The organism is Pantoea sp. RG18, from assembly GCF_025910075.1.
In the GTDB taxonomy this organism is placed as follows: domain Bacteria; phylum Pseudomonadota; class Gammaproteobacteria; order Enterobacterales; family Enterobacteriaceae; genus Pantoea; species Pantoea agglomerans.
In genome coordinates this window covers 17,405-41,771 of sequence record NZ_JAPCIL010000001.1, presented here as the reverse complement: position 1 = coordinate 41,771, position 24,367 = coordinate 17,405, and the positions used below count along the sequence as shown (strand labels likewise).

General features: G+C 54.7%; 23 protein-coding genes and 1 pseudogene. 17 read left to right on the top strand and 7 right to left on the bottom strand.

Features of this window, described 5'->3' with window-relative positions; all coding sequences use genetic code 11:
- Position 1: 1 nt before the first annotated feature.
- Positions 2-2,311, bottom strand: coding sequence for a TerB N-terminal domain-containing protein (locus OK409_RS00190; protein ID WP_264366623.1), 2,310 nt, complete (start codon positions 2,309-2,311; stop codon positions 2-4).
- A 254-nt stretch (positions 2,312-2,565) separates the two neighbouring features.
- On the opposite strand from OK409_RS00190, the pseudogene OK409_RS00185 reads away from it, so the two are divergent.
- From OK409_RS00185 to OK409_RS00160, 6 genes and pseudogenes are all read left to right on the top strand, one after another.
- Positions 2,566-2,862 (top strand): annotated as a pseudogene (locus OK409_RS00185) (transposase); the annotation flags it as partial.
- A 489-nt stretch (positions 2,863-3,351) separates the two neighbouring features.
- Positions 3,352-4,182 (top strand): RNase A-like domain-containing protein, encoded by an 831-nt coding sequence (locus tag OK409_RS00180; RefSeq protein WP_264352559.1) that lies wholly within the window; start codon positions 3,352-3,354, stop codon positions 4,180-4,182.
- A gap of 3 nt (positions 4,183-4,185) precedes the next feature.
- Positions 4,186-4,488 carry a contact-dependent growth inhibition system immunity protein gene (locus tag OK409_RS00175; RefSeq protein ID WP_010672164.1) on the top strand — a complete coding sequence of 101 codons (303 nt, stop codon included), beginning with the start codon at positions 4,186-4,188 and terminating at the stop codon, positions 4,486-4,488.
- A 287-nt stretch (positions 4,489-4,775) separates the two neighbouring features.
- The gene (locus OK409_RS00170) at positions 4,776-5,021 is read left to right on the top strand and encodes a YmjA family protein (protein WP_010672163.1); all 246 of its coding nucleotides are present in this window, start codon (positions 4,776-4,778) and stop codon (positions 5,019-5,021) included.
- Positions 5,022-5,364: 343 nt separating this feature from the next.
- A complete protein-coding gene (locus OK409_RS00165) occupies positions 5,365-5,853 on the top strand; it encodes a cold-shock protein (RefSeq protein ID WP_010257735.1) in 489 nt (162 codons plus the stop codon).
- Positions 5,854-6,179: 326 nt separating this feature from the next.
- On the top strand, positions 6,180-7,034 hold the full coding sequence (locus OK409_RS00160; RefSeq protein WP_033786757.1) for a PA4780 family RIO1-like protein kinase: 855 nt from the start codon (positions 6,180-6,182) through the stop codon (positions 7,032-7,034).
- A gap of 67 nt (positions 7,035-7,101) precedes the next feature.
- On the opposite strand, the gene mgtU is transcribed toward OK409_RS00160, so the two are convergent.
- Both mgtU and mgtA read right to left on the bottom strand, forming a co-directional pair.
- A complete protein-coding gene (mgtU, locus tag OK409_RS22510) occupies positions 7,102-7,188 on the bottom strand; it encodes a magnesium transporter protection protein MgtU (protein ID WP_413231031.1) in 87 nt (28 codons plus the stop codon).
- A 10-nt stretch (positions 7,189-7,198) separates the two neighbouring features.
- The gene (mgtA, locus tag OK409_RS00155) at positions 7,199-9,901 is read right to left on the bottom strand and encodes a magnesium-translocating P-type ATPase (protein ID WP_264366622.1); all 2,703 of its coding nucleotides are present in this window, start codon (positions 9,899-9,901) and stop codon (positions 7,199-7,201) included.
- Positions 9,902-10,559: 658 nt separating this feature from the next.
- Between mgtA and OK409_RS00150 the strand changes: the two genes are divergently transcribed.
- The 6 genes from OK409_RS00150 to speG all read left to right on the top strand — a co-directional run bounded on the left by OK409_RS00150 (position 10,560) and on the right by speG (position 16,332).
- Positions 10,560-12,128 carry an ABC transporter substrate-binding protein gene (locus OK409_RS00150; protein WP_010257743.1) on the top strand — a complete coding sequence of 523 codons (1,569 nt, stop codon included), beginning with the start codon at positions 10,560-10,562 and terminating at the stop codon, positions 12,126-12,128.
- Entirely contained in the window at positions 12,128-13,180 is a 1,053-nt protein-coding gene (locus OK409_RS00145) for an ABC transporter permease (RefSeq protein WP_010257745.1), read from the top strand. Before OK409_RS00150 ends, OK409_RS00145 begins: the two co-directional genes overlap by 1 nt.
- On the top strand, positions 13,177-14,034 hold the full coding sequence (locus OK409_RS00140; protein WP_010257750.1) for an ABC transporter permease: 858 nt from the start codon (positions 13,177-13,179) through the stop codon (positions 14,032-14,034). Before OK409_RS00145 ends, OK409_RS00140 begins: the two co-directional genes overlap by 4 nt.
- Complete coding sequence (locus OK409_RS00135; protein ID WP_031594057.1) at positions 14,024-14,854, top strand: ABC transporter ATP-binding protein; 831 nt, start codon at positions 14,024-14,026, stop codon at positions 14,852-14,854. The genes OK409_RS00140 and OK409_RS00135 overlap by 11 nt, the downstream gene beginning before the upstream one ends.
- Positions 14,847-15,524: an ABC transporter ATP-binding protein gene (locus OK409_RS00130; RefSeq protein ID WP_158131426.1), complete on the top strand. Its 678-nt coding sequence runs from the start codon at positions 14,847-14,849 to the stop codon at positions 15,522-15,524. The genes OK409_RS00135 and OK409_RS00130 overlap by 8 nt, the downstream gene beginning before the upstream one ends.
- Positions 15,525-15,786: 262 nt before the next feature.
- The gene (gene speG / locus OK409_RS00125; RefSeq protein ID WP_060680779.1) at positions 15,787-16,332 is read left to right on the top strand and encodes a spermidine N1-acetyltransferase; all 546 of its coding nucleotides are present in this window, start codon (positions 15,787-15,789) and stop codon (positions 16,330-16,332) included.
- On the opposite strand, the gene OK409_RS00120 is transcribed toward speG, so the two are convergent.
- From OK409_RS00120 to OK409_RS00105, 4 genes are all read right to left on the bottom strand, one after another.
- Positions 16,333-16,752 carry a hypothetical protein gene (locus OK409_RS00120; protein WP_010257757.1) on the bottom strand — a complete coding sequence of 140 codons (420 nt, stop codon included), beginning with the start codon at positions 16,750-16,752 and terminating at the stop codon, positions 16,333-16,335.
- An 85-nt stretch (positions 16,753-16,837) separates the two neighbouring features.
- Positions 16,838-17,773 (bottom strand): homocysteine S-methyltransferase, encoded by a 936-nt coding sequence (gene mmuM, locus OK409_RS00115; RefSeq protein ID WP_033778608.1) that lies wholly within the window; start codon positions 17,771-17,773, stop codon positions 16,838-16,840.
- Entirely contained in the window at positions 17,763-19,172 is a 1,410-nt protein-coding gene (gene mmuP / locus OK409_RS00110) for an S-methylmethionine permease (protein WP_033758676.1), read from the bottom strand. The genes mmuM and mmuP overlap by 11 nt, the downstream gene beginning before the upstream one ends.
- A 135-nt stretch (positions 19,173-19,307) precedes the next feature.
- A complete protein-coding gene (locus OK409_RS00105; RefSeq protein WP_003850360.1) occupies positions 19,308-19,643 on the bottom strand; it encodes a DUF2002 family protein in 336 nt (111 codons plus the stop codon).
- 153 nt (positions 19,644-19,796) lie between these two features.
- Between OK409_RS00105 and OK409_RS00100 the strand changes: the two genes are divergently transcribed.
- The 5 genes from OK409_RS00100 to nrdF all read left to right on the top strand — a co-directional run bounded on the left by OK409_RS00100 (position 19,797) and on the right by nrdF (position 24,154).
- Positions 19,797-20,114: a DUF883 family protein gene (locus OK409_RS00100; protein WP_010257764.1), complete on the top strand. Its 318-nt coding sequence runs from the start codon at positions 19,797-19,799 to the stop codon at positions 20,112-20,114.
- A 303-nt stretch (positions 20,115-20,417) separates the two neighbouring features.
- Complete coding sequence (gene nrdH, locus OK409_RS00095; protein ID WP_010257769.1) at positions 20,418-20,660, top strand: glutaredoxin-like protein NrdH; 243 nt, start codon at positions 20,418-20,420, stop codon at positions 20,658-20,660.
- A 4-nt stretch (positions 20,661-20,664) separates the two neighbouring features.
- Positions 20,665-21,078: a class Ib ribonucleoside-diphosphate reductase assembly flavoprotein NrdI gene (nrdI, locus tag OK409_RS00090; RefSeq protein WP_010257771.1), complete on the top strand. Its 414-nt coding sequence runs from the start codon at positions 20,665-20,667 to the stop codon at positions 21,076-21,078.
- Positions 21,048-23,186, top strand: coding sequence for a class 1b ribonucleoside-diphosphate reductase subunit alpha (gene nrdE / locus OK409_RS00085; protein ID WP_163657854.1), 2,139 nt, complete (start codon positions 21,048-21,050; stop codon positions 23,184-23,186). Before nrdI ends, nrdE begins: the two co-directional genes overlap by 31 nt.
- An 8-nt stretch (positions 23,187-23,194) precedes the next feature.
- A complete protein-coding gene (gene nrdF, locus OK409_RS00080) occupies positions 23,195-24,154 on the top strand; it encodes a class 1b ribonucleoside-diphosphate reductase subunit beta (protein ID WP_010257777.1) in 960 nt (319 codons plus the stop codon).
- Positions 24,155-24,367 lie beyond the last annotated feature (213 nt).

The window sequence follows — 24,367 nt, the reverse complement described above, 5'->3', positions numbered from 1 at the left end:
ACTATCCCTCTAATTCTTTGGCAATTTCCAGGTCAACCCAGATATCATCATCGGCATCGTCCAGCACCGGAGCATCAACAACCGCATAGGACCAGTCATTGATCACCTCAAGCGCACCGCTGAGCATCAAATTAAAATTTCTGCACAATTCTGTCGCCTCTTTCCGGGACCACTGTTCTTTCTCCAGCAAACTGCGATAAAGCTGGCTATGTGCGAAATCAAGGCCCCCCGCCTCCGTTAATGAGACTGGAGCACTTACTGGTTCTTCCGATTCTTCTTCGGTGAAAATTGTGTTCAGTAATTTACGGACATCATCCGTGGCAGACTCGTGGCGGGCAAGTACATTAGCATCCAGTGTGAACCCTGCCGTTGGCTGAACAGCTGGTACAGACGAGACGAGATCATGTTCAGCTGCGGAATGCTGATGGATATTGCTCGAGACAGATGAGGGATCCAGACCCAAACTTGCATAAATCTTCTCAAGCTGTTTGATTTCGGCAGGCGCTATTGTCCCATCCGAGCAGGCAACACTAACGATAACTTTACCCACAGCAGCTTTTTCCGCAGCCCCCATCAACTCAATCCTGCTTTTCATTCCAGTCATATTGGCTGGGGTATGAAGCTGCCACGTTAAATACGCATGTAGAGAGCGCTTTTCATCATCGGTGAAACCAGTATTATTGTTGATGGCATTCTCAAGCACTTTCTGCTCAGCTTGATCAAGAGAATTGTCAATCAAGGCGACCATCGCCCCTAATCTGAGAGTCATTACAGCTGAAATAAATTCAGCTGAAGGTGAGAAACGTCCACCTTCGGCGGCTGGGAATAGAACAAGTGCACCATCAACATCAGCCTTCACATGGTGATAATATGGGTCAGGTGCCAGACTGTAGCCCATCTTCAGAGCAAAGGCCTGCATCAAATCGACCTCTTTTTTATTGATCTTAGTGGGGCAAGTGGCATTCATATGTGCCCAAAAGTCAGCAACTGAGACTAATCCCTCCTTACCGAGGATCGCCTCATCAGCCCAGAGTTTGAATGAGCTTAATATTTTTTCTGCGCTTTCATTAACGATCTCTGAAGGGAGCAACATAATTGCAGCAGTATCATTGACTGAAGTACCTTTTCTACCAAGGTAACGACTGTAAGCATCAAGTTCATCTGTACATATTTCGGCAAGGGCCATAATTTTCTGGACAGGTCCCTTCAATGCACTTGGATCAGGCAGGTCGGGAACAGGAAGTCGGACGCCTCGTAAACTAGGACTTGCCGGAGTGTAATCTAAACGTAAGCGCGTTTTATTCGCCTTAACGACCATCCCTTCACCATATTTGAGGGTGTAACGCCGTTTGAAAAGTGCAGCAAACTCTTTGGCACAGCGGCGAGCCGGGGTACGCAGCGCATACTCGGTATGGTTTATTACCCATTTCAATGCCAGTTCGGCAGATACAGGAACGCCCTCATGCACAGTTTTTGCCAGAGCCAGCTTAAATTGCATGCCATTGCTGAAACCTGAGTCGCTATCGAGCGCAGTGGCTAAATCCATGTTCGGGCGCAGAATAGACATGGCTTCGAGTAACTGGGTCGAATATCCACGGAAAGAGCGGTTCTCATTGAATACTGATCTTAACCGGGAGATTTCATTGAACAGGTTACGGAACTCAGCATCAGAGACATTTTGGTCAGTAGAATCTACAAGTGCTTTTCTTTCCAGACCGTAGAGATATATAAAAACATAGCCTATGGGACATGAAGGGTCGGACCTATCGCTGGCAAGCCAACTGACATACGCGCCACGTGCTTCTGGTGAAAGAGAGAAAAAACTGGGCCAGTACCCTAATGAACTGTCTTCGTAATAAAAAGAAGTGGGTTGTATCTTACATGTGTCATCAATTAATGATGCCTCACTTCCATCGTCATAATAGCCGCCTGACTCCTGATCTGAGGGCTTCATACGTTGCCCTAAGTAAATGTAGCCACCGCTAATTGCTACACCAGCTACAGTTATCATCTCACCTGGAAGTACCCACCGCGCCAATGCTCCTGCTGATTTTGAAGTTTTCTGATGATGATTGGTTGTTACTCGGAATTCTACGCCCCGGCCACTGCTCAGTGTAAAGGTTGCCAAGTCGTCATCTTTACCATCATCTTTTCGCACAAGGTCCTCTTTTTTCTTGATGTCAGCAACCCATGCTTTGGGTGGAGCTTTGACTGTTCTGGGAACAGAAGGCCCTGCAGACCTATGCTTTTTCTTTTTGAAAAAAAACAAATAAATAACATAAATCGCTGCTAAAAATATCCATAACTCCATGAATATAAACCTTAAAAATGACTTCTCATGCACACCGAAAAGAGGGTGAGGAAAAGCATAGCAAGTGGAATAATCTCAAAATAATACTTCTAATTTGCGAGGGTTAAAAGCAAATCGCCATCAAAATTAACCCAATTATTTAAGCGATAAAATTCATTGAATAACGCACTTAACCAGCATTGATGACCTGCTCCTCTTTGATTAATTCACCGCGATATTAGTAATGTCTTCATAAGTCACATGAAGACATCCCCATGAAGAAGCGATTTTCCGACGAGCAGCTCATCAATGTCCTCCGCGAGACCAAAGGCGGGGTTTCGGCACGGGAACTCTGCGGCAAGCATGCTATTTCAAACGCTACCTTCTACACTTGACGCAAAAAGTTTGGCGGCATGGAGGTACCCGAAGTGAAGCAGCACTGGGCCGATAGCTCTGTTGACAGACCAGATGCGGGATGCCTTGGAAGTCAAATGTTAGGCAATGGGGCTTTCGAAACGTCGTGCCTGCAGGTTGACAGGTTTCCCCTGTCAACCTGTCGTAAGGAAAGCAAAATGCTAATCTCACAGACGAAGAGACTCCTTCTGTAAACTCCCCTTCCCACAAAAAACCTGACATTTTCTTTTAGGACCAACAATGGTTCCAAAATGAAAGTCTAACTGAAGATCACAAGCCACTGAACAACAAGTCATATAACCTATTCAGGCTCAGCCTGCCGACCATTATCGAAGTCCTTAGAGCGCGTAAGATGAAAATTTTACGTGCTTTTTGTATCTGCGATCTTCTTTAAAACATACATCCCAATTGATGCAATTATTGCTTAATCTTATGACTAACTTCATAAACTAACGAAACTAGCTAGCACCCTGCTGTGTGAGTTAATCCCCATAGTTAGTGACCTGAGTATATTATTTTAAAAACAAATAATGAATAATTCAGATAACGAAGATTTAGAGAAACAGTGTTTATTTAAAGTAGATCTAGTCAAGGCACGTACCTGCCTGATTTAAAAAGGATGTCGTTCACACAGATGGAGTTGAATCATGGATGATGGGTTAAAGATAGTATTGTCTCCTGTCCAGCTTGCTGCTGCCCTTTCTGACAAGTCAGTCACAGAATCTGAGACAATGTCTAACCGTCTTATGGGCGGGCTGGGGCTGGTAATGGGAACGCTTGAGCTGGCCGGGGCAACTGCGCTTTGTATGGCACCCGAGCCTACAGGCTTAACAAAGGCGGCCTGCATCGTGGTTGGCTCGCACAGCATGGACAGTATTAATACTGCAGCAAATCAGGTTCTGAGCGGCAAGAATGTTCGTAGTGCAACATATCGGACCGCCATTGAGATGGCAAAACAGTTTGGTGCTGATGAAGATACTGCCTGGAAGGTAGGTTTGACCTTCGATGTTGCTGTACCTGTTGCTCTTTCTCTGGGAGTAGGAGCGGCGAGAATTGCAGCCATTCGCACAGGACGCATCAAACTTATTCATCATGAATCAGTAACTGGTAACACGCCCGGAGGTCATGCAATTTTAAAGCATATTGGTAAAACGCAGCATGAACTAGCAGCCCGGTTAAAAAGCACAGAAAATATGGCTCGCCCGCCAAATGCTATTAGCTCTTTCACCAATATAGATCTGGCCGAAAAATCAATATCCGATGCCATAAAGGTAAATAAAGAGTGGGTAAAGATTTGGGCGGCAAGCAGACCAGGACATAATTTAAATATCAAATATGACACCGGGAAAGCCATTGGTTATTCCCTGTTCAGGGATAGTCAAAAACTGACTCCGGCAACGAAAGTTAAAGTTGTTCTTAAATATGAATTGTACAACGGCAAGCCTTACTATATTCTGACTGCATTCCCGGAGGTTTAAACTATGTTACTCACTACTAATATAGATATTCTGATTGAAGGGACATTAAATCAGGACTTTGACTTTATTACAGGTGCTGACACCATTGATGAAGCTATTGATATTTATACAGCTGAATTAACACTCCAGGATCGTGAAGACCTAAAAAAAGAAGTGATGAACTTTCTGACATATGACGATGAAATGATAAAATCAGAGTTCAGAGACAGGTATATTAACGCCTTTGCACCGGAAGATGGTAAAGGGTTGCTTCTGCGAATACTCGAAAGCATCAACAAGCATAGTGACCATGGCAATCCCTTATAAACGAGCATTGGTGTTCGATGGAGGGTTACCAGAACTTCGTCGAACTCCTCAGAGCCCGCGAGATAAACGTACTGCGGGCTTTTTGTGTCTGTGCAGCCTTGCGGCCTTCCGTACGAATGCGCTTCAGGCATGTATATCAACATTTTCTGCAACGTCATTACTATACTCCCTTCCGCCTCCCCACTCCCCCTTTACAGCCCCAACCCAAACACGAAATAATACCCCTCTACGCCGGGCCACAATGCCCTGCCAACGCTTAAACCCAAACTCAACTCTGCGGACACCCTATGAATAACGAAATCTCTCTCAAATACTATGATGTCGCAGATGAGTATGCGACGGAGTCCGCTAAGCCGGTGAGCGAAGCTGAACGTACCCCACTGGCGCATTACTTCCAGCTGCTGATCACCCGTCTGATGAACAACGAAGAGATCAGTGAAGAGTCGCAGCAAGATATGGCGCGTGAAGCGGGTATCGATGAGCAGCGTATTGATGAAATTGCCGAGTTCCTGAACCGCTGGGGCAACGAGTAACAGACGCTCACCGGCAGACGAGCTTTGCGCAGTTCGCCGGTTAATCTGCCTGACTCAACAACCTGATTCGACACAGCGCCGGTATCCCCGTAACAACGCCCAGTGCTGACAGCCACGTGTATCACGTGGCTGATGTCCGTTCCCGGCTCTACCGACCCATCACTTCGTCTTTATCTGCCGCTACACACACTCCATCACACACGCCTTCATCTGCCACAAAGCCCCCTTCCGCCGCTCACCCTCTGGCGCACCTGAAAATTATCATCCAGACTTATATAGTCTGCGCAGGCATTGTGTTTTACACTGCGCGCTGTAAAAAACTGAGTAGATTAAGCAGGCAAAAATGGCGATGAACGGAACAATCACAACCTGGTTTGAAGATAAAGGTTTTGGCTTTATCAAAGATGAAAACGGTGATAACCGCTATTTTCATGTGATTAAGGTCGCCAATCCTGATCTGATCAAGAAAGATGCGGCGGTGACGTTTGAACCCACCACCAACAACAAGGGCTTATCCGCCTATGCGGTGAAGGTCGCCCCGACCAGCAAATACATCTATATCGCAGGCGAGCGGCTCAAGATCACCTCGATTAAGTCTTATCTGGTCTACAACGAAGAAGTGCCGGTCGATGCCGGTGTCGATAAAGAGAACGCGGTGTTGTCAGTGGGCCTGTTGCTGAATAATATCCGGCCGAAAACTGACCCGAACGCCAATGAGATGCGCTCGCTGAAAAAGCTGGCGGTCACCACCTTCCAGGGTACGACACTGATCTTCTCTGAAGATGAGATCGACATTGAAAGCACGGTTAAAGTGCTTAAAGGTCTGAAGTAATCCCGCAGGCGGGCCGAAATTCTGTTGGCAGAATTCCGGCTTTCAGCCTCCCGCCAGCCTGCTATTCAGGCACATTTCTCTGACACTAAATCCCCGCCCACAGGGCTGTTACAAGACAAAGCGTTGCTCTGGCGGATAAAACCTTCCTGCTCTCCCCTCTAATCCATTGTTTATGATAAAACAAAGGTCAAAAGCGCAGCTCATCAAGGTTCATCCCCACAAAGCGACTTTCCAGGGTAGAATTAGAAACTTTGTTCAGTCATTGCCAATGTTTTCCATCATCGCAAAGTGATACGAAAAGCGGGTGAAATAAGGTATAAAGCCGCATGAAAATCCCAAACAGAATCCAGCCCCTGGTCGATGACGGCCTGATTGACGATGTCCTGCAGCGGCTGAAAAGCGGCAAAGAAGCAGACGTCTATACCGTGCTATGCGGCGGCAAGGTGCAGTGCGCCAAAGTCTATAAAGAAGCGACCCAGCGTAGCTTTAAGCAGGCCGTGCAGTATCAGGAAGGCCGTAAAACCCGTAACAGCCGTAACGCCCGCGCCATGCAGAAAGGCACAAAGTTCGGCCGTAAGCAGCAGGAAGAGTCCTGGCAGACCGCCGAAGTAGATGCCCTGTTCCGCCTGGCGAACGCCGGTGTTCGCGTTCCACAGCCTTATCTCTGCATCGACGGTGTGTTACTGATGGAGCTGGTGACCGATGCCAATGGCTCGGTCGCGCCACGTCTCAGCGATGTCTCTCTGTCTGAAGAGCAGGCGGTGACGGATTTCCACACCATGATCCGCAACATAGTCCGTATGCTCTGTGCCGGTATCGTTCACGGTGACTTATCCGAGTTCAACGTACTGCTGGATGAACAGGGCCCGGTGATTATCGACCTGCCACAGGCAGTTGATGCGGCGGCCAATAACCATGCCGAGTCGATGTTTGAACGTGACGTGGACAATATCACCTCTTACTACGGTCAGTTCGCTCCGCAGCTGCTGAAGACGCGCTACGCCAAAGAGATCTGGCTGCTCTATGAAGATGGCAAGCTCACCCCGGAAACACCGCTTACCGGGAAGTTTGTGGAAGAGGAGCGCGTAGTCGATATGGATTCTCTGATGGATGAGATCATCACGGCAGAAGATGAATATTACGAGCGCCAGCGCGCCAGCCGTGAGCGCGACGAAGAGTAACTGCATCAATAAAAAAAGGCAGCGAGTCGCCTCGCTGCCTCTCACTTACCGCACTATCACAACGCCATCACCGCACGATGACCGTCAGCACAATCAGAGTTAAGCCGATGATCATCACGCCGACAAATACCGTATCGAGCCTGCCTTTTTTCATCTTCTCCTCCCTAGAACCACTGACCAAAGCGACGGATATAGAAACGCTTCATGCCCTGCGCCACCAGGCAGTAGCTGAATAGCGTCAGCACCAGCCACGGGAAATATTGCCATGGCAGTGGCACCAGACCGACCATCGCACCCAGCGGGGAAAACGGGATCAGGATGCCCAGCGCCATCACCGCCAGCGTGGTCAGCATCACCGGTAAGGTGGCGCGGCTCTGGATAAACGGAATCTTCCGGGTACGCAGCATATGCACTACCAGCGTCTGTGACAGCAGCCCCTCAATAAACCAGCCGGACTGGAACAGCGACTGCACGCCTGCATGGTTAGCGCCGAAAACAAACCACATCAGTGCAAAGGTGGTGACGTCAAAAATTGACGAGGTCGGACCCATCCACAGCATGAAACGCTTGATGTTGCCGGCATCCCATTTACGCGGCTTATTCAGAAACTCACGGTCAACCTTGTCCCACGGCAGCGCCAGCTGGGAAACGTCATACATCAGGTTCTGAATCAGCAGATGAATCGACAGCATCGGCAGAAACGGAATAAAGGCACTGGCCACCAGCAGCGAGAAAACGTTGCCGAAGTTGGAGCTGGCGGTCATGTTGAGATACTTGATGATGTTGCCAAAGGTCTCGCGTCCTTTGAGTACACCCTCATTCAGCACCTGTAAATCCTTCTCCAGCAGGATGATGTCCGATGAGGCTTTCGCCACATCCGCCGCGCTGTCCACGGAAATCCCGGTGTCGGCTGCCCGCAGCGCAGGCGCGTCGTTAATGCCATCGCCCAGGAACCCGACGGTGTGACCGTTCTGCTGCATCAGCCGCACCAGACGGGATTTTTGCAGCGGCGTCAGCTGAGCAAACAGGATGCAGCGCTCTGCTTCCTGAGCCAGCTCATCATCGTTCATCGCCTCAATCTGATCGCCGGTCAGCATGGCCGGATCGGTCAGCCCGACATCGGCACAGACCCGCAGCGTCACCAGCGGATTGTCACCGGTCAGCACTTTCACCGTCACACCGCTGTCACGCAGGGCTTTAATCGCCTTACCCGCGCTGGCTTTAGGCGGATCGCGGAAGGTCAGCATTCCCTGGATAATCAGATCGCGCTCATCACTGTCGCTGAGCGGCGCGTGTAGCTCGCCATCACGGGTTGCCACCAGCAGCACGCGATAACCCTGCTGATGATAGTGTTCAGTCTGCGCCAGCAGCGCCGCGCGCTGTGCCGCATCCAGTGCGACCACCGTGTCGCCCTGCCGCACGGCAATGCTGACGGCCAGCATCTCTTCCACTGCGCCTTTGCAGATCAGTTGTGAACGATGCTGAGTCAGATCTTCCACCAGCACCGACACCCGACGGCGGGTAAAATCAAACGGCAGCTCATCGATCAGCTGGAACTGGCTGCGCTGAGACTGTAAAATGACCTTGTCGCCCGCGCAGAGTAAGGCGCGATCCATCAGGTTTTTCGCGCCACTCTGGCTGCCGCTGTTGAGCCATGCCAGCAGCAGCACCTGTGCATCTTCGTTGCCCCGCGCGTCCAGATGATGCGCCAGCAGGATAGTGTCCTGGGTCAGCGTGCCGGTTTTATCAGTGCAGAGCACATCCATCGCGCCGAGGTTCTGAATGGCGTTGAGTTTTTTAACGATCACTTTGCGGCGTGACATCGCAATCGCGCCCTTAGCCAGGTTGGCGCTGACAATCATCGGCAGCATTTCCGGGGTCAGTCCGACCGCGACCGCCAGTGCAAACAGTGTGGCATCCATCCAGTCGCCTTTGGTAAAGCCGTTAATCAGCAGCACCACCGGAACCATCACCAGCATAAAGCGGATCAGCAGCTTGCTGACGCTGTTCACCCCGCGATCAAAGGCGGTCTGCGGACGGCTTCCGGTCAGCGATGAGGCCAGTGAACCGAACCAGGTTTCGCCGCCCGTCGCTACCACGACTGCGCTGGCTGTGCCGCTGGCCACGCTGGTGCCCATCAGGCAGATATTCGGTGATGCCAGCCGCTCCTGGGCGGTCTGACCTCCGGCATCGATACCCGCATCGCTGCTCTGTTTCTCAACCGGCAGCGACTCACCGGTCAGTACTGCTTCACTGATAAACAGATTACGTGAACTCAGCAGACGGACATCGGCAGGCACCTGATCGCCGGTGCTGAGCAGAATGATATCGCCCGGCACCAGTTCACTCATATCCACATCCTGACGCTGCGCGGTTTCGCTGCCCGGCTCACGGCGCAACACGGTGACCTGGCTGCGCACCAGTGACTTCAGTGCCTGCGCCGCACGGTTGGTGCGAAACTCCTGCCAGAAGCGCAGCAGCCCGCTCAGCATCACCATGGTGAAGATGATGATGACGCCGGAGAGATCGGTCTCCTGACCGGCGCGCAGCGGCAGAATATAGTCGGTAAACAGGCTCACCAGCGCCAGGACCAGTAATACGTAGATAAACGGGTTATTAAACGCCATCAGCAGCTGAATCAGCGCGGGTGGCGCTTTCTCATGCGCCACTTCATTACGGCCATACAAAGCCAGTCGTTTCGCCGCCTCAGCCTGGGTCAGACCCTGACGCTGGCTGCGCAGGTTCGCCAGCGTCATATCAATGTGCTGGTCTGCCTGCTGCGCCACAGCAAACATTTTTTTACTTTTTTTATCATTACGGTTGCCGGATGAAGTGATCGCAACCTGTTCCAGTTTCATGTCGCTCATTTCGACATCTCCCTGATTTAAAGCAATAGTTGTCCTGCACGGGAAATATCGTGCATGGATAAAACCTGGCGTGGCCGGGTTATTTAATGGGGTGACTTTCAGAAACAGTCAGGTTATTCCGCCGGCGCGCTAAATAATGACGCGCGCAGGGTTACCTGACGCCGGTTATACGCGGCGTTTTAAAAGTCTGATATCAGCGATTGGGCGCAGCCTGGGCTACGCCAGACGGGGCGGAGGAAAAAGAGCGAATATAAACAGCAGCATAACGCGCACTCCTGGTGATGACAGGATTAAAATTAAGGAGCGCGATCGTTAATTAAAGCGGGGATCGCTGCTCGCCGGTTGGCAAGCAGCAGAGGAAACTCAGCTTGCCAGAATAAAGGTTAATCTCGGGTGACTGTCCAACTGAATTCTCCTGAAGTTATCTGCCGCCATTATAAAGAGAGGCCGGCGTCGGTAAAGCAATAACGTATTGAATAACGGTTTCGTTGAGGATTTGTTTCTGCTCAGGTTGCCGCTTCGGTAACAGCGTGGCGATCTTCTTATAACCGCCAGGTAATGCTTATAACCTTTTGGCATATGATTAGCCCATATTCGACTATTCTTCGCATCGGCCCTTTCGTAAACTCGCGTAACTTTTTAGAGGCAAGGAAATTTCATGAAAACTATAATTCCATCATTGCTGGCGCTGACGCTGGCTGCCGCCTTCACAGCCCAGGCCGCAACACCCAAAGATACGCTGGTGATTGCACAATCAACTGACGACGCAGACAGCTTCGACCCGGCTAAAGGGTTTGAACTGACCAGCGTTCAGGCTTTTACGAACATCTATCAGCGCCTGGTGCAGTCTGACCCGCAGAATCCGGTGGATCTGAAACCTACGCTGGCCACCTCGTGGCAGCCCGGCAGCGACAACCGCAGCCTGACCTTTGAACTGCGTAAAGATGCGAAATTCTCTACCGGCAACCCGCTGCGTCCGGAAGATGTGATCTTCTCGCTGGGCCGCGTGGTGAAACTGAACCTCGATCCCTCTTTCATCCTGACGCAGCTCGGCTGGAACAAAGATAACGTCGATGGCTTCCTGAAGAAAGTCGACGATAATCATGTGCAGATCAGCTGGACCGCCAACGTCAGCCCGACCTACGTCCTGAGCCTGCTCTCTGCCCCGGTTTCATCGATCATTGATGAAAAAACCGCGATGGCGAACCAGAAGAACGGCGATTTCGGTAACGCCTGGCTGGCCACCCACTCAGCGGGCAGCGGCCCGTATCAGATCCGCAAAGTGGTGATGCATCAGGTGGTACTGCTCAGCGCTAACCCGACCTCACCAGCGGGCGCGCCAAAAATGAAGAACATCCTGATCAAGAACGTGCCTGAACCGGCTGCGCGTCGTCTGCTGCTGGAACAGGGTGATGCCGATATCGCCCGTAACCTGGGTGCCGATCAGATTGCTGCGCTGAACGGCAAACCGGGCGTGAAGACGGAAGCGATTCCAATGGCGTCGCTCTACTATATCCAGTTCAACATCGGCGCGAACGAGACGATGAAGAACCCGGCCTTCTGGGAAGCAGCACGCTACCTGTGGGATTACAAAGGCATCGCCAGTGAGCTGCTGAAAGGCCAGTTCGATGTGCATCAGAGCTTCCTGCCTAAGGGCTTCCTGGGCGCGATCAACGACACGCCATACAGCTACGATCCGGAAAAAGCCAAAGCGATTCTGAAGAAAGCGGGCCTGAACAACGTCACCTTCAAGCTCTCCACCAGCAACCAGCCGCCTTATCTGGATATCGCACAGGCGCTGCAGGGCAGCTTCGCCAAAGCGGGCGTGAAAGTGGAAGTGGTGCCGGGTCTGAGCTCCGAAGTGTCGACCAACGTGAAAGCGCACAAATATGAAGCGACGCTGAATGCCTGGGGCTCCGACTATTTCGATCCCAACACCAATGCCGCCTCGTTTGCTTACAATCCGGAAGATGGCAGCAAAACCATCGCCTTCCGTTCAGACTGGCACATTCCTGAGCTGAACAAGCAGGTGATTGCGGCGACGGCCGAGAGCGATCCGAAGAAACGCGTGGCGCTGTATGAAGCGATGCAGCGTGAAGTGATGAAGAACTCACCGTATGTGATTGGGATGCAGGCGAAGAACCTGATCGCCCTGCGCGACAACCTGAAAGGCTATGTGCAGGGCATTAACCCTGACATGGTGTATTACTCGCAGGTCACTAAGTAATGGCACAGTCTGTTCCTTCAGCCGGGTTCGCCCGGCTTTTTTGGCAGCGTGGTGGGCGCCTGATCGGTAGCGTACTGTCGCTGCTGGTCACGCTGCTTGGCCTGCTCGCCTTCACCTTTATGCTGTCGCATCTCTCGCCGATCGATCCGGTGCAGCAGATCGCCGGCGATCACGCCAGTGAAGCTACCTATGAGCAGGTGCGTCATGACCTGGGTCTCGACCAGCCGGTGCTGATGCAGTTCTGGCGCTACGTCGAACATCTGGCGCAGGGCGATCTGGGTGTCTCCCGCCTCACCAATCAGTCGGTGAGCGGCGACCTGATGACCACCTTCCCCGCCACCATCGAGCTGGCGACCTGTGCGATGATCTTCGCGGTGGTGTTCGGCGTGACGCTGGCGCTGCTGGCCGCCTGGAAACCGGGGAGCTGGATCGATAATCTCGCCCGCTTTGTCTCGCTGCTGGGCTACTCGGTGCCGGTGTTCTGGCTCGGCCTGCTGGGCCTGCTGCTCTTTTATGCGGTGCTGCACTGGTCCGCCGGACCGGGACGGCTGGATGATATCTGGGTCTACACCCTGGAGCCGAAAACCGGCTTTGTGCTGATCGACAGCTGGCTGTCGGGTGAACCGGAGATGTTCCGCAATGCGATTGCGCACCTCTGGCTGCCGGTGGTGATCCTCGGCCTGCTGGCGATGGCGGGCATTACCCGCCTGCTGCGTGCTGCGCTGCTGGAAGAGAGCAGCAAAGAGTATGTGGTGCTGGCGCGTGCTAAAGGCGCGGGTCGGGTGCGCATCCTGCTGCGCCATATCTTCCCCAACGTGCTGGGCACGCTGGTCACGGTGATCGCCCTCTCCTACGCTACGCTGCTGGAAGGCTCGGTGCTGACTGAAACCGTCTTCGCCTGGCCAGGTGTGGGTCGCTATATGACCAATGCGCTGTTCTCCGGCGATGTGCCGGCGATTCTGGGCTCAACCCTGTTAATCGGCAGCTGCTTTATCCTGATTAACACCCTGGCGGATGTTTTAACCTGGTTAACCGATCCGAGAACCCGATGACGCAACAACTCTCTGAACTCGAAACGCTGCGACCACGCCGTCGCCGTCAACGCGTTACCTCGTTAACCGTTGGGCTGACGCTGGTGGCGATTCTTATCCTGATGGCACTGCTGGCGCCGCTGATTGCACCGTTCGATCCGAACGTGCAGACCATGTCGAGCCGTCTGCTGGCGCCGTCGGCACAGCACTGGTTCGGCACCGACGGCTTTGGCCGCGATCTGCTGTCGCGCGTGATTTACGGCGCGCGTCCGACCCTGCTGCTGGTGTCGCTGATTCTGGTGCTGACCATTCCGGCCGGGCTGTTGATCGGCATCACTGCCGGTTACGTGGGCGGCTGGACCGAACGCCTGCTGATGCGTATTACCGATATCTTCCTGTCGCTGCCCAACCTGGTGATCGCGCTGGCGCTGGTGGCGATTCTCGGCCCTGGCCTGATGAACGGCGCGCTGGCGCTGGCGCTGACCAGCTGGCCGCCGTTTGCCCGTCAGGCACGCGCTGAAACCCTGGCACTGCGCCGCAGCGACTACCTTGCCGCCGCGCGGATGCAGGGGATTACGGGTTTTCGCCTGATGTTCGGTCATATCCTGCCGCTCTGCATGCCGACGGCGGTAGTCCGCGCCGCACTGAGCCTGGGCGGGATTATCCTGGCCGCGGCCGGACTCGGTTTCCTCGGTATGGGCGTTCAGCCGCCGACGGCGGAATGGGGTTCGATGGTGGCCGAAGGCAGTAAAGTCATTTTTGATCAGTGGTGGGTTGCTGCTGCACCGGGCGCGGCGATTCTGTTTGCCAGCCTGGCCTTTAACCTGACAGGCGATGGCCTGCGCGACCGACTGGATACCCGTCATGCAAAATAATCTGCTCCATGCCGAGGGGCTGACCATCCGCAGCGACGATGCGCTGCTGGTCGATAACATCAGTTTTTCCGTAGGCCGCGAGCGCGTGGCGCTGGTCGGTGAGTCCGGTTCCGGCAAGTCACTGACCGCCCGCAGCCTGATGGGCTTACTCTCGCCCGCGCTGCATCTGCAGGCCAGCCAGCTCCAGGTGGCCGGTGAAAATGCGCTGACGCTAAGCGAGCGTCACTGGAACCAGCTGCGCGGTAACCGCGTGGCGATGGTGATGCAGGACCCGAAGTATGCCCTTAACCCGACGCGCACCATTGGCTGGCAGGTGGAAGAGCCGCTGATCCTGCATCGCCGCCTGAGCCGTGCCGAGCGCAAAGAGAAAGTGTGTGAAATGCTGGATGCGGTCGGCCTGCCCGATCCGCGTCGTCTGATGCAGCAGTATCCGCATCAGCTCTCTGGCGGCATGGGCCAGCGCGTGATGCTGGCGATCGCCCTGATTACCGATCCGGACTTCCTGATCGCCGATGAACCGACCTCCGCGCTGGATCATGCCATGCGCGATCAGGTGCTGGCGCTGATCCGCGGTCTGGTGGAGGCGCGCAACATGGGTCTGCTGCTAATCAGCCATGATTTGCAGCAGGTTTCAGAACATTGCGAGCGGGTGATGGTGATGTATAAAGGCCGGTTGCTGGATACGCTGCCCGCCGCCGATCTGCCGCACGCTACCCATCCCTACACCCGCACGCTGTGGGCCTGCCGTCCGGGCAAAGCGACCCACGGACAGACTTTACCGGTGCTGGACCGCGCTGCGCTGGAGGCGAATGATGATTAAGCTGCAGAATCTAAGCGTCGCCCACAAACAGGGTTACGAGCTGCGCACCGTGGTGCATGAGGTTAACCTGGAGGTTAACGCTGGCGAGTGTTTTGGTCTGGTGGGTCCGTCAGGCTGCGGCAAGTCGTCGCTGCTGTGGGTGCTGGCAGGTCTGAACCCACACTGGCAGGGTCAGATGCAGCTTGCCGGTCACGAGGTTCAGCCGGGTAAAGCCTTCACCGGCGCGCTGCGTCAGGAAGTGCAGATGGTGTTTCAGGATCCCTATGCCTCGCTGCATCCGCGTCACCGGCTGCGTCGCACGCTGGCCGAGCCGCTGAAGCTGCTGAAACGCGACAGTATCAACGATCGTATCGATCAGGGCTTCCGTCACGTCGGGCTCGATCCCGCCCTGGCGGATCGCTATCCGCATCAACTCTCCGGCGGCCAGCGTCAGCGCGTCGCCATCGTGCGCGCCCTGCTGCTGCAGCCGAAGATCCTGCTGCTGGATGAGCCGACGTCGGCGCTGGATATGTCAGTGCAGGCGGAGATCCTCAATCTGCTCAACGATCTGAAACAGCAGGATGGCCTGACCATGGTGCTGGTGAGCCACGATCCCGACGTGATCGATCACATGTGCGATCGCGCCGTGCACATGTCGCAGGGTCGTATCATCGAACAGATCTCTGCCTGAAATCAGGCCGGACGGCGTTGACCTGCCGTCCGGCGCTGCTGCATCCGCCACGCCTTTCTGTAACATCCCCTTCTTTCGCCATTAGCGTCATCCTCTCTATTGCCAGAACGGCGCGCTGTTCTCTTCCTCTGAGTCATTAGATTGCCACGCGACGCTGTAAACGTTTACAGACTGAAGCAGACACGCGAATGCAACAGCGCAAAACGCAGCGGCTGGCTGATGCGGTATACTCGCGACCATTATTTCATGAGAGGAAAAGGCAATGACGGTAAAACTGCGTCCGCTGGAGCGGGAAGATCTGCACTTTGTCCATCAGCTGGATAACAACGCCAGCGTGATGCGTTACTGGTTTGAGGAGCCGTATGAGGCGTTTGTGGAGCTGTCCGATCTCTACAACAAGCACATTCACGATCAGACCGAACGTCGCTTTGTGGTCGAGCACAACGGGCAGAAAGCGGGATTAGTGGAACTGGTGGAAATCAACCATGTGCACCGCCGCGCCGAGTTTCAGATCATTATCGACCCGGCCCATCAGGGCAAAGGACTGGCAACCCAGGCGGCGAAGCTGGCGATGGATTACGGCTTTTCGGTGTTGAATCTCTACAAGCTCTACCTGATTGTCGATCAGGAGAACGAAAAAGCGATCCACATCTACACCAAGCTCGGCTTTGAGATCGAAGGCGTGCTTAAACATGAGTTTTTCATCAACGGGGAGTACCGCAACACCATCCGCATGTGCATTTTCCAGCATCAGTATCTGGAACGCCATAAAACGCCAGGCGGAATGGTGAAGCCGACCGCGCAGTAATCAGCCGCGCGCGCCAACCGGGTTCATAAAGGGACGCGGGTGTTCAGGCTTAAGGTCGTACATGCCCCCATAGAAGGGATCGACCAGCAGCCAGCCGGGGAAGCCACCCAGCGGGATATTGCCCAGCAGATACCACAGGTTAGCGCGTGCCTCGATAGGCACCGTGACCGGCACGTAGCCCGGGCTTTCCAGCATCAGCAGGTAGTGCTTTTTGCCGAAGTAGCGGCCGGTAGATTTTTCCAGTTCAACGGTCTGCGGCGTGAAACCCTGCGCAACCGCATAGCCACGCTCATCCTGCACAGTGAAGCGCGCGCCCTGCGGCAAGGAGTCGATGCGCACCAGTTGGGTTTCATTGCCGACAATGGTGGCACAGCCGCTAAGCAGCAGCGCGGCGGCCAGGGCCAGAATTCGCTGTTTCATGAAGGGGTCCACAGAGTGATCAGTGATCAGAGTGTAGACCGCCCTCTCCGCCTCAATCGGGCTATCATCGCCCGATTCAGCCAGCTTATTGCGGTTGACAAGCGCGGGCGATAGCCGCGATGTCGTTGGGTGAGGTGCGACAGCAGCCGCCAATCAGCTTCGCGCCCGCCTGCTGCCACTCTGCCAGTTTGTCATGCAGCGTGCAGCCTGATGGCGCTGAGTGCCAGGTTTTGCTGCCAGCATCATACTGCTCGCCGGAGTTGGGATAGACCACCAGCGGCTTGTCGGTCAGCTTTTGCAACTGCTGCAGCGCAGGCGTCACGCTCTCAAGTGCCACACAGTTGATCCCCACCGCTACCACCTGCGGCTGCTGATTCAGCCAGCTCACGACGTCTGACAGCGGCGTGCCGTCGCTGATGTGTCCGGCGTCACGCAGGGTAAACGAGAACCAGGCGCGGCCTTCAGGAAATTCAGCCAGCAGCTTCACCAGCGCCTGCGCTTCGGCAAACGAAGGCAGGGTTTCGCAGGCCAGCAGATCGGCACCCGCCGCAAGCAGCGCCTGCACGCGTGGGCGGTGAAACGCCATCATCTCCGCTTCCGGCAGCGCATAGTCGCCGCGATATTCCGAACCATCCGCCAGGAAGGCGCCATAGGGACCAACCGATCCCGCTACCAGCAGCGTTTTTGCGTCGGGCCGGACCGCCAGATAATCGTGACGGGCGCGCCGCGCCAGCTCGACGCTCTGCGCGATCAACGCCAGTGACTCCGCCTCATCAAGGCCACGAGTGGCAAAGCCCTGCGGCGTCGCCTGGTAGCTGGCGGTAATGGCACAGCGCGCGCCAGCGACAAAATAGTCGTAGTGCACCTGATAGATCAGCTCAGGATTTTCCATCAGCACCTTAGCTGACCATAACGCATCGGCCAGATGACAGCCGCGGGCTTCCAGCTCGGTGGCCAGGGCACCATCCAGAATCAGCAGTGGCGACTCCGCTAAAGCCTGCGCGACAGGGTTATACGACATCATTGGCCTCCTCAGGCTTCGGGGATGATTTGTGAGTCAGATGGTAAGCGGCATAGCAGAACAGCACAAACGGGATGCCACACCACAGCGCGATACGCTGAGTCGGATCGAATGCCAGACCGACACAGGCCAGCAGGCAGAGCAGGAAACCCAGCACCGGCGTCAGCGGATAGAGCGGCGCACGGTAGGCCAGATCGGCCAGCGATTTGCCCTGCTGAAGATGGCGGCGACGGAAAACAAAATGCGAAGCGCAGATGCTGAGCCAGACGGCTACTACCGCAAAGCCGGAGATGGCCGACAGCGCCACAAACACCGTGTCGGGTGCGACCACGCTGGAGACCAGCGCCAGCAAACCACCCACCATGCTGACGGTGATCGCCAGCATCGGCACGCCGCGCTTGTTCACCCGGGCAAAGGCGCGCGGCAGCGTATTTTCATTGGCCAGCGACCAGAGCATCCGCCCGGAGGCATAGAGTCCGGAGTTGGCCGCAGACAGGATAGCGGTCAGAATCACAAAGTTAATAATGTCAGCCGCCCACGGGATGCCGATCTTTTCGAAGACCAGCACGAACGGGCTTTTCACGATACCCGCCTGATCCATAGGAATCAGCGCCGCCAGCACAAATACCGTGCCGATGAAGAAGATAATCAGCCGGGCCACGGTAGTACGGATCGCCAGCGGCAGCACTTTCTCCGGCTGCTGGGTTTCACCGGCCGCAATACCGATCAGCTCGGTGCCGGAAAAAGCGAAGTTGACTGCCACCATAGTCATCAGAATCGGCAGTACGCCGTTAGGCAGCCAGCCGTGCGCCGTCAGATTGCTCAGGCCCGGTGCGGGCGTGCCATCCTTCATCGGGATAAACCCAAACATCGCCGCACCCCCGAGCACGATAAAGGCGACAATCGTCACCACCTTAATCAGCGAGAACCAGAACTCCCCTTCGGCGAAGAAGCGGGTTGAGATAACGTTCAGCAGATAGATGGCGCAGCAGAAGACCAGACACCAGATCCATACCGGGATCTGCGGGAACCAGTACTGCATACAGAAGCCCGCCGCCGTCAGGCTGGAGCCGAGGGCGACGGTCCAGGTGAGCCAGTAGAGCCAGGCCACGGTGTAGCCGGTTGCCGGGCTGAGATAGCGTGCGGCATAGACGTGGAACGCGCCGGTTTCCGGCATCGCCACCGAGAGCTCGCCCAGACAGACCATCACCAGCCAGACCACCAGCGCGCCAATCAGATAGGCGAGCAGCGTCCCCGCCGCCCCGGTGGTGGAAATGATGTAGCCGGTGTTAAAAAACAGGCCGGTGCCGATTACGCCGCCCAGCGATAACATCACCAGATGGCGCACTTTCATGGTGCGTTTAAATTGTTCCTGCGAGGGAGTTGGCTGTTCGCTCATCACTTTTATCCGTATGGACGTCTAAACATCTATAAGGGACAGTTTTATACGCGTCACAGCCGGTAATTGCAACGGCAGGGAAACAGGGAGGAGGTAAAGGCGGTTCAGTGCCCCGTCGCGGCGGGGCCTGATGCGTTAGCCGAAAACGCTTTGAATATAACGTTCCAGCGCCATGCGGGAACTAAATCCGTGCGGGATGCCGTAGTGTTCCTGTGAATCACCCGCCAGGTAGAGAGGGAATTGGGTGTAGTGATCGCAGGTCTTCATTTCTGAAGCAGGTTCAGCGAACGGCTGGCTCTTCTCTTTCAGTGTCGGGTGAATGACGAGTGCCATGCGCCCCATGCGCGCTTCGCGATTCACATAAACATAGTTCTCTCCACGGCGATAACCATAGGCCCGTGGGGTAATTTCATCGACTTCGAAACCCGCTTTTTCCAGTACGCGCGCTACCTCATCTGGTCGTAAATACATGCTCGATCCTCTCCTCTTTCAAAAGCTTCGCAACCTTACAACAGCATGACAGAGTGGGCATTCGGAATTTTCCCTAAAGAACACTCCCGCGTCTCGTTTATCTCAAGGTCGTCTACACTAGTATTACGTTTTTAAATCAAAGGGAGCTAAAAAATGTTTAATCGCACTGTAAAAAACGATGACATTGATATTAATCAGGATGTTAACGAACTGGCCGATTCACTGGAAGCGCTGCTGAAATCTTACGGCAGTGACGCCAAAGACGAAGTGGATTCTGCACGCAGTCAGGCAGAAAAGCTGCTGAAACAGACCCGCTCCAGACTGAACGGCGGCAGCAACCGTGTTTCACAGGTTGCGCGTGATGCCAGTGCGCAGGTTGACACTTATGTCCATGACAAGCCATGGCACGGTGTTGGTATCGGTGCCGCTTTCGGTATCGTAGTGGGTGTGCTGCTGGCTTCACGCCGCTAAGCTCAACTCCAGAAAATCTCCTGAGCCCTGCCCTGTGCGGGGCTTTTTTATGCCCTTTTTCTGGCCGATGACATTTACAAAAGATTTTTCCAGGCTGCAGGGCGCATCCCTGCTGGCTTTGCCGCTGTTGCGCAAATGCAAATCATAAAACCCTATATCTGGTGGGCTTGACCCACAAAACCACTACATCTAGTATTTATCTCATCAGCACGACACCAGATGTCCGGCAGAATGAGGCCCGCAACCTGCTCCTCCAGCTCTGTTTCCTGACATCAGAACCGCATATAGAGGGAAATACGAATCATGCGCATTATTATTTACACTAAAGATAACTGTGTCCAGTGCACGGCAACCAAAAATGCGATGGACCGTCAGGGTCTCGCCTATCAGCTTATCAATCTCGACAGCCAGCCCGAGGCGATCGACAACCTGAAATCACTGGGTTACCGCCAGGTACCGGTCGTGATGGCAGATAACGATCACTGGAGCGGTTTCCGCCCGGACAAAATCGCCACGCTGCGCACGCTTTCTGCTGTCGGAGGATAAACACATGTTCCCGCTGGTCTATTTTTCCAGCCAGTCGGAAAACACCCACCGGTTTGTGACGCGCCTCGGCCTGCCCGCCCGGCGCATCCCGCTTGATGCCCGGCAACAACTGCATATCGACCAGCCCTATATTCTGGTGGTGCCCAGCTATGGCGGTGGCAGCAGTCGTGGTGCGGTGCCCGGTCAGGTGATTCAGTTTCTTAATGATGAGGCGAACCGACGCGGTATTCGTGGCGTGATCGCAGCGGGCAACCGTAACTTCGGTGCCGGTTACTGCCTGGCGGGCAGCATCATTGCAAATAAATGTCAGGTTCCCTGCCTCTACCGCTTCGAGCTGATGGGAACGCCTGACGATATCGCGAAAGTTAAAGCGGGAGTAACCCAATTTTGGCAACAACAGACACCCTCAACGGCGTGACGCTCGATTATCACGCCCTTAATGCCATGCTCAATCTCTACGACGCCGAGGGCCGCATCCAGTTCGACAAGGATCGCGAAGCGACACGTCAGTTTTATCTGCAGCATGTGCAACCCAATACCGTCCCCTTCAATAGCTGCGCTGAGCGTTTACGCTATCTGGTGGCAGAGAGCTATTACGAAGCGGAAGTGCTGAACCAGTACGATTTTTCGTTCCTGCTTGCGCTGCATGAGGTGGCGGAGAACTGGGGATTTGAGTTCAAAACCTTTCTCGGTGCCTGGAAGTACTACACCAGCTACACCCTGAAGACCTTCGACGGCAAACGCTATCTGGAAACCTTCGAACAGCGCGCCTGCATGGTGGCGCTGACGCTGGCTCAGGGCGATGAAAAGCTTGCGCGGGCCCTGCTGGAGGAGATCCTCAGCGGCCGTTTTCAGCCCGCTACGCCAACCTTCCTGAACTGCGGCAAACAGCAACGCGGTGAGCTGGTCTCCTGCTTCCTGCTGCGCATCGAAGACAATATGGAGTCGATTGGTCGCGCCGTGAATTCGGCACTGCAGCTCTCAAAGCGCGGCGGCGGCGTCGCCTTTTTGCTGTCAAACCTGCGTGAGTCCGGTGCGCCAATCAAACGTATTGAAAATCAGTCGTCGGGCGTTATCCCGGTGATGAAAATGCTGGAGGATGCCTTCTCTTATGCGAATCAGCTCGGCGCGCGTCAGGGCGCTGGCGCGGTGTGGCTCAATGCGCACCATCCCGATATTTTCCGCTTCCTTGATACCAAGCGCGAAAACGCCGATGAGAAGATCCGCATCAAAACCCTGTCGCTGGGCGTGGTGATCCCCGATATCACCTTCCAGCTGGCAAAAGAGAACAAACCGATGGCGCTGTTCTCGCCCTACGACGTTGAACGGATCTATGGCCAGGCGTTTGGCGATATCAGCATCAGCGAGAAATATGAAGAGATGCTGGCCGACGACCGCATCCGTAAAACCTATATTCAGCCACGAGACTTCTTCCAGACGCTGGCCGAGATTCAGTTTGAGTCGGGCTATCCCTACATCATGTATGAGGACAGCGTGAACCGCAGTAACCCGATTGCCGGTCGCATCAATATGAGCAACCTCTGCTCTGAGATCCTGCAGGTGAACAGCGCCAGCGAGTACAATGACGATCTCAGCTATCGCCGGATCGGCAAAGATATCTCCTGTAATCTCGGCTCACTGAACATTGCGCACGCCATGGATTCACGCGATCTGGCGCGTACCGTGGATGTGGCGATCCGCGCCCTGACCTCGGTGTCGATGATGAGCGAAATTGGCTCGGTGCCCTCGGTCGCCGAAGGCAATCGCCGTTCGCACGCCATTGGCCTGGGTCAGATGAACCTGCACGGCTATCTGGCGCGGGAAGGCATCGCCTATGGTTCACCGGAAGCGCTGGATTTCACTAATCTCTACTTCTACTGCATCACCTATTATGCGCTGCGCACCTCTAATCAGCTGGCACAGGAGCGTCAGCAGACCTTCGATGGCTTTGCGGAATCGCAGTACGCCAGCGGCGTCTACTTCGATAAGTATCTGCAGCGCGAATGGCTGCCGCGCACGGAACGGGTAGCGACGCTGTTTGCCGACGCCGGACTGACGCTGCCGACACAGGCGGACTGGCAGGCACTGCGCGACGCGGTGATGCAGCACGGGCTGTTTAATCAGAACCTGCAGGCGATCCCGCCAACCGGTTCAATCTCCTACATCAACCATGCCACCTCCAGCATCCATCCGATTGTTTCCCCCATCGAGATCCGCAAAGAGGGCAAAACCGGCCGCGTCTACTATCCCGCGCCGTTTATGACCAATGAGAATCTCCATCTCTATCAGGATGCGTATCAGATTGGGCCGGAAGCGATTATTGATACCTACGCAGAAGCGACTCAGCATGTCGATCAGGGCCTGTCGCTGACGCTGTTCTTCCGCGATGACGTCTCGACCCGTGACATCAACAAAGCGCAGATTTACGCGTGGAAAAAAGGCATCAAAACGCTCTATTACATTCGACTGCGCCAGATGGCGCTTCAGGGCACGGAGGTTCAGGGCTGCGTCTCATGCTCCCTGTGATGAAAACGATGAAACTAAAACAGATTCAGGCAATTAACTGGAACCGCATTCAGGATGACAAAGATCTTGAGGTGTGGAATCGTCTCACCAGCAACTTCTGGTTGCCGGAGAAAGTGCCGCTCTCCAACGATCTGCCCGGCTGGCAGACGCTGGATAAACAACAGCAGCAGCTGACCATCCGGGTATTCACCGGCCTGACGCTGCTCGACACTATCCAGAACGTGATCGGCGCGCCGGGGCTGATGGAAGATGCCATTACCCCGCACGAAGAGGCGGTGCTGTCGAATATCAGCTTTATGGAAGCGGTGCATGCCCGCTCCTACAGTTCGATCTTCTCAACCCTGTGTAACACCCAGGATGTGGATGCCGCTTATCAGTGGAGTGAAGAGAATGCGCCGCTGCAGAACAAGGCGCGCATCATTCTGGAACACTACCAGGCCGATGATCCGCTGAAGAAGAAGATCGCCAGCGTTTTCCTGGAGTCGTTTTTGTTCTATTCCGGCTTCTGGCTGCCGATGTACTGGTCGAGCCGTGGCAAGCTGACCAACACCGCTGACCTGATTCGCCTGATTATTCGCGATGAGGCGGTGCACGGTTACTACATCGGTTACAAATATCAGCAGGCGCTGGCTGCCGCTGACGATCTACGCCGCGAAGAGCTGCAGCAGTTCGCCTATGATCTGCTGCTGGCGCTGTATGAGAACGAAGTGGCTTATACCGAGGCGCTCTATGCCGATGTCGGCTGGGTAGAGGAGGTGAAAACCTTCCTGCACTACAACGCCAACAAAGCGTTGATGAATCTGGGCTATGAGGCGCTGTTCCCGGCGGAGCTGACAGCGGTGAATCCGGCCATTCTGTCGGCTCTGTCGCCCAACGCCGACGAAAACCACGACTTCTTCTCCGGTTCAGGCTCCTCCTATGTGATGGGAAAAGCGGTCGAAACCGAAGACGAAGACTGGAATTTCTGAGGGTTACCGGGTGCTGTTTTGTCAGCATCCGGTTTTCTCTGGCAGTGCCGTATCAGCCGCGCCATTCCGTCTAATCATAAGAAAAAAATATTACTGCAACACAGCCTGACTATTTTACCGTTTGTTGATTCTGCCCCTCCCCGCATTTCCTTTTTTTTCGACCAATTATTCCACTGAACCCGATCGTTTCAGGCGTGATTATTTCCCTGCATC

What these genes read in the sequence shown, in the direction of transcription:
- OK409_RS00190 (WP_264366623.1), bottom strand. Translation starts at nt 2,311, where the DNA reads ATGGAGTTATGGATATTTTTAGCAGCGATTTATGTTATTTATTTGTTT.
- OK409_RS00180 (WP_264352559.1), top strand. Translation starts at nt 3,352, where the DNA reads ATGGATGATGGGTTAAAGATAGTATTGTCTCCTGTCCAGCTTGCTGCT.
- OK409_RS00175 (WP_010672164.1), top strand. Translation starts at nt 4,186, where the DNA reads ATGTTACTCACTACTAATATAGATATTCTGATTGAAGGGACATTAAAT.
- OK409_RS00170 (WP_010672163.1), top strand. Translation starts at nt 4,776, where the DNA reads ATGAATAACGAAATCTCTCTCAAATACTATGATGTCGCAGATGAGTAT.
- OK409_RS00165 (WP_010257735.1), top strand. Translation starts at nt 5,365, where the DNA reads ATGGCGATGAACGGAACAATCACAACCTGGTTTGAAGATAAAGGTTTT.
- OK409_RS00160 (WP_033786757.1), top strand. Translation starts at nt 6,180, where the DNA reads ATGAAAATCCCAAACAGAATCCAGCCCCTGGTCGATGACGGCCTGATT.
- mgtU (WP_413231031.1), bottom strand. Translation starts at nt 7,188, where the DNA reads ATGAAAAAAGGCAGGCTCGATACGGTATTTGTCGGCGTGATGATCATC.
- mgtA (WP_264366622.1), bottom strand. Translation starts at nt 9,901, where the DNA reads ATGAGCGACATGAAACTGGAACAGGTTGCGATCACTTCATCCGGCAAC.
- OK409_RS00150 (WP_010257743.1), top strand. Translation starts at nt 10,560, where the DNA reads ATGAAAACTATAATTCCATCATTGCTGGCGCTGACGCTGGCTGCCGCC.
- OK409_RS00145 (WP_010257745.1), top strand. Translation starts at nt 12,128, where the DNA reads ATGGCACAGTCTGTTCCTTCAGCCGGGTTCGCCCGGCTTTTTTGGCAG.
- OK409_RS00140 (WP_010257750.1), top strand. Translation starts at nt 13,177, where the DNA reads ATGACGCAACAACTCTCTGAACTCGAAACGCTGCGACCACGCCGTCGC.
- OK409_RS00135 (WP_031594057.1), top strand. Translation starts at nt 14,024, where the DNA reads ATGCAAAATAATCTGCTCCATGCCGAGGGGCTGACCATCCGCAGCGAC.
- OK409_RS00130 (WP_158131426.1), top strand. Translation starts at nt 14,847, where the DNA reads ATGATTAAGCTGCAGAATCTAAGCGTCGCCCACAAACAGGGTTACGAG.
- speG (WP_060680779.1), top strand. Translation starts at nt 15,787, where the DNA reads ATGACGGTAAAACTGCGTCCGCTGGAGCGGGAAGATCTGCACTTTGTC.
- OK409_RS00120 (WP_010257757.1), bottom strand. Translation starts at nt 16,752, where the DNA reads ATGAAACAGCGAATTCTGGCCCTGGCCGCCGCGCTGCTGCTTAGCGGC.
- mmuM (WP_033778608.1), bottom strand. Translation starts at nt 17,773, where the DNA reads ATGTCGTATAACCCTGTCGCGCAGGCTTTAGCGGAGTCGCCACTGCTG.
- mmuP (WP_033758676.1), bottom strand. Translation starts at nt 19,172, where the DNA reads ATGAGCGAACAGCCAACTCCCTCGCAGGAACAATTTAAACGCACCATG.
- OK409_RS00105 (WP_003850360.1), bottom strand. Translation starts at nt 19,643, where the DNA reads ATGTATTTACGACCAGATGAGGTAGCGCGCGTACTGGAAAAAGCGGGT.
- OK409_RS00100 (WP_010257764.1), top strand. Translation starts at nt 19,797, where the DNA reads ATGTTTAATCGCACTGTAAAAAACGATGACATTGATATTAATCAGGAT.
- nrdH (WP_010257769.1), top strand. Translation starts at nt 20,418, where the DNA reads ATGCGCATTATTATTTACACTAAAGATAACTGTGTCCAGTGCACGGCA.
- nrdI (WP_010257771.1), top strand. Translation starts at nt 20,665, where the DNA reads ATGTTCCCGCTGGTCTATTTTTCCAGCCAGTCGGAAAACACCCACCGG.
- nrdF (WP_010257777.1), top strand. Translation starts at nt 23,195, where the DNA reads ATGAAACTAAAACAGATTCAGGCAATTAACTGGAACCGCATTCAGGAT.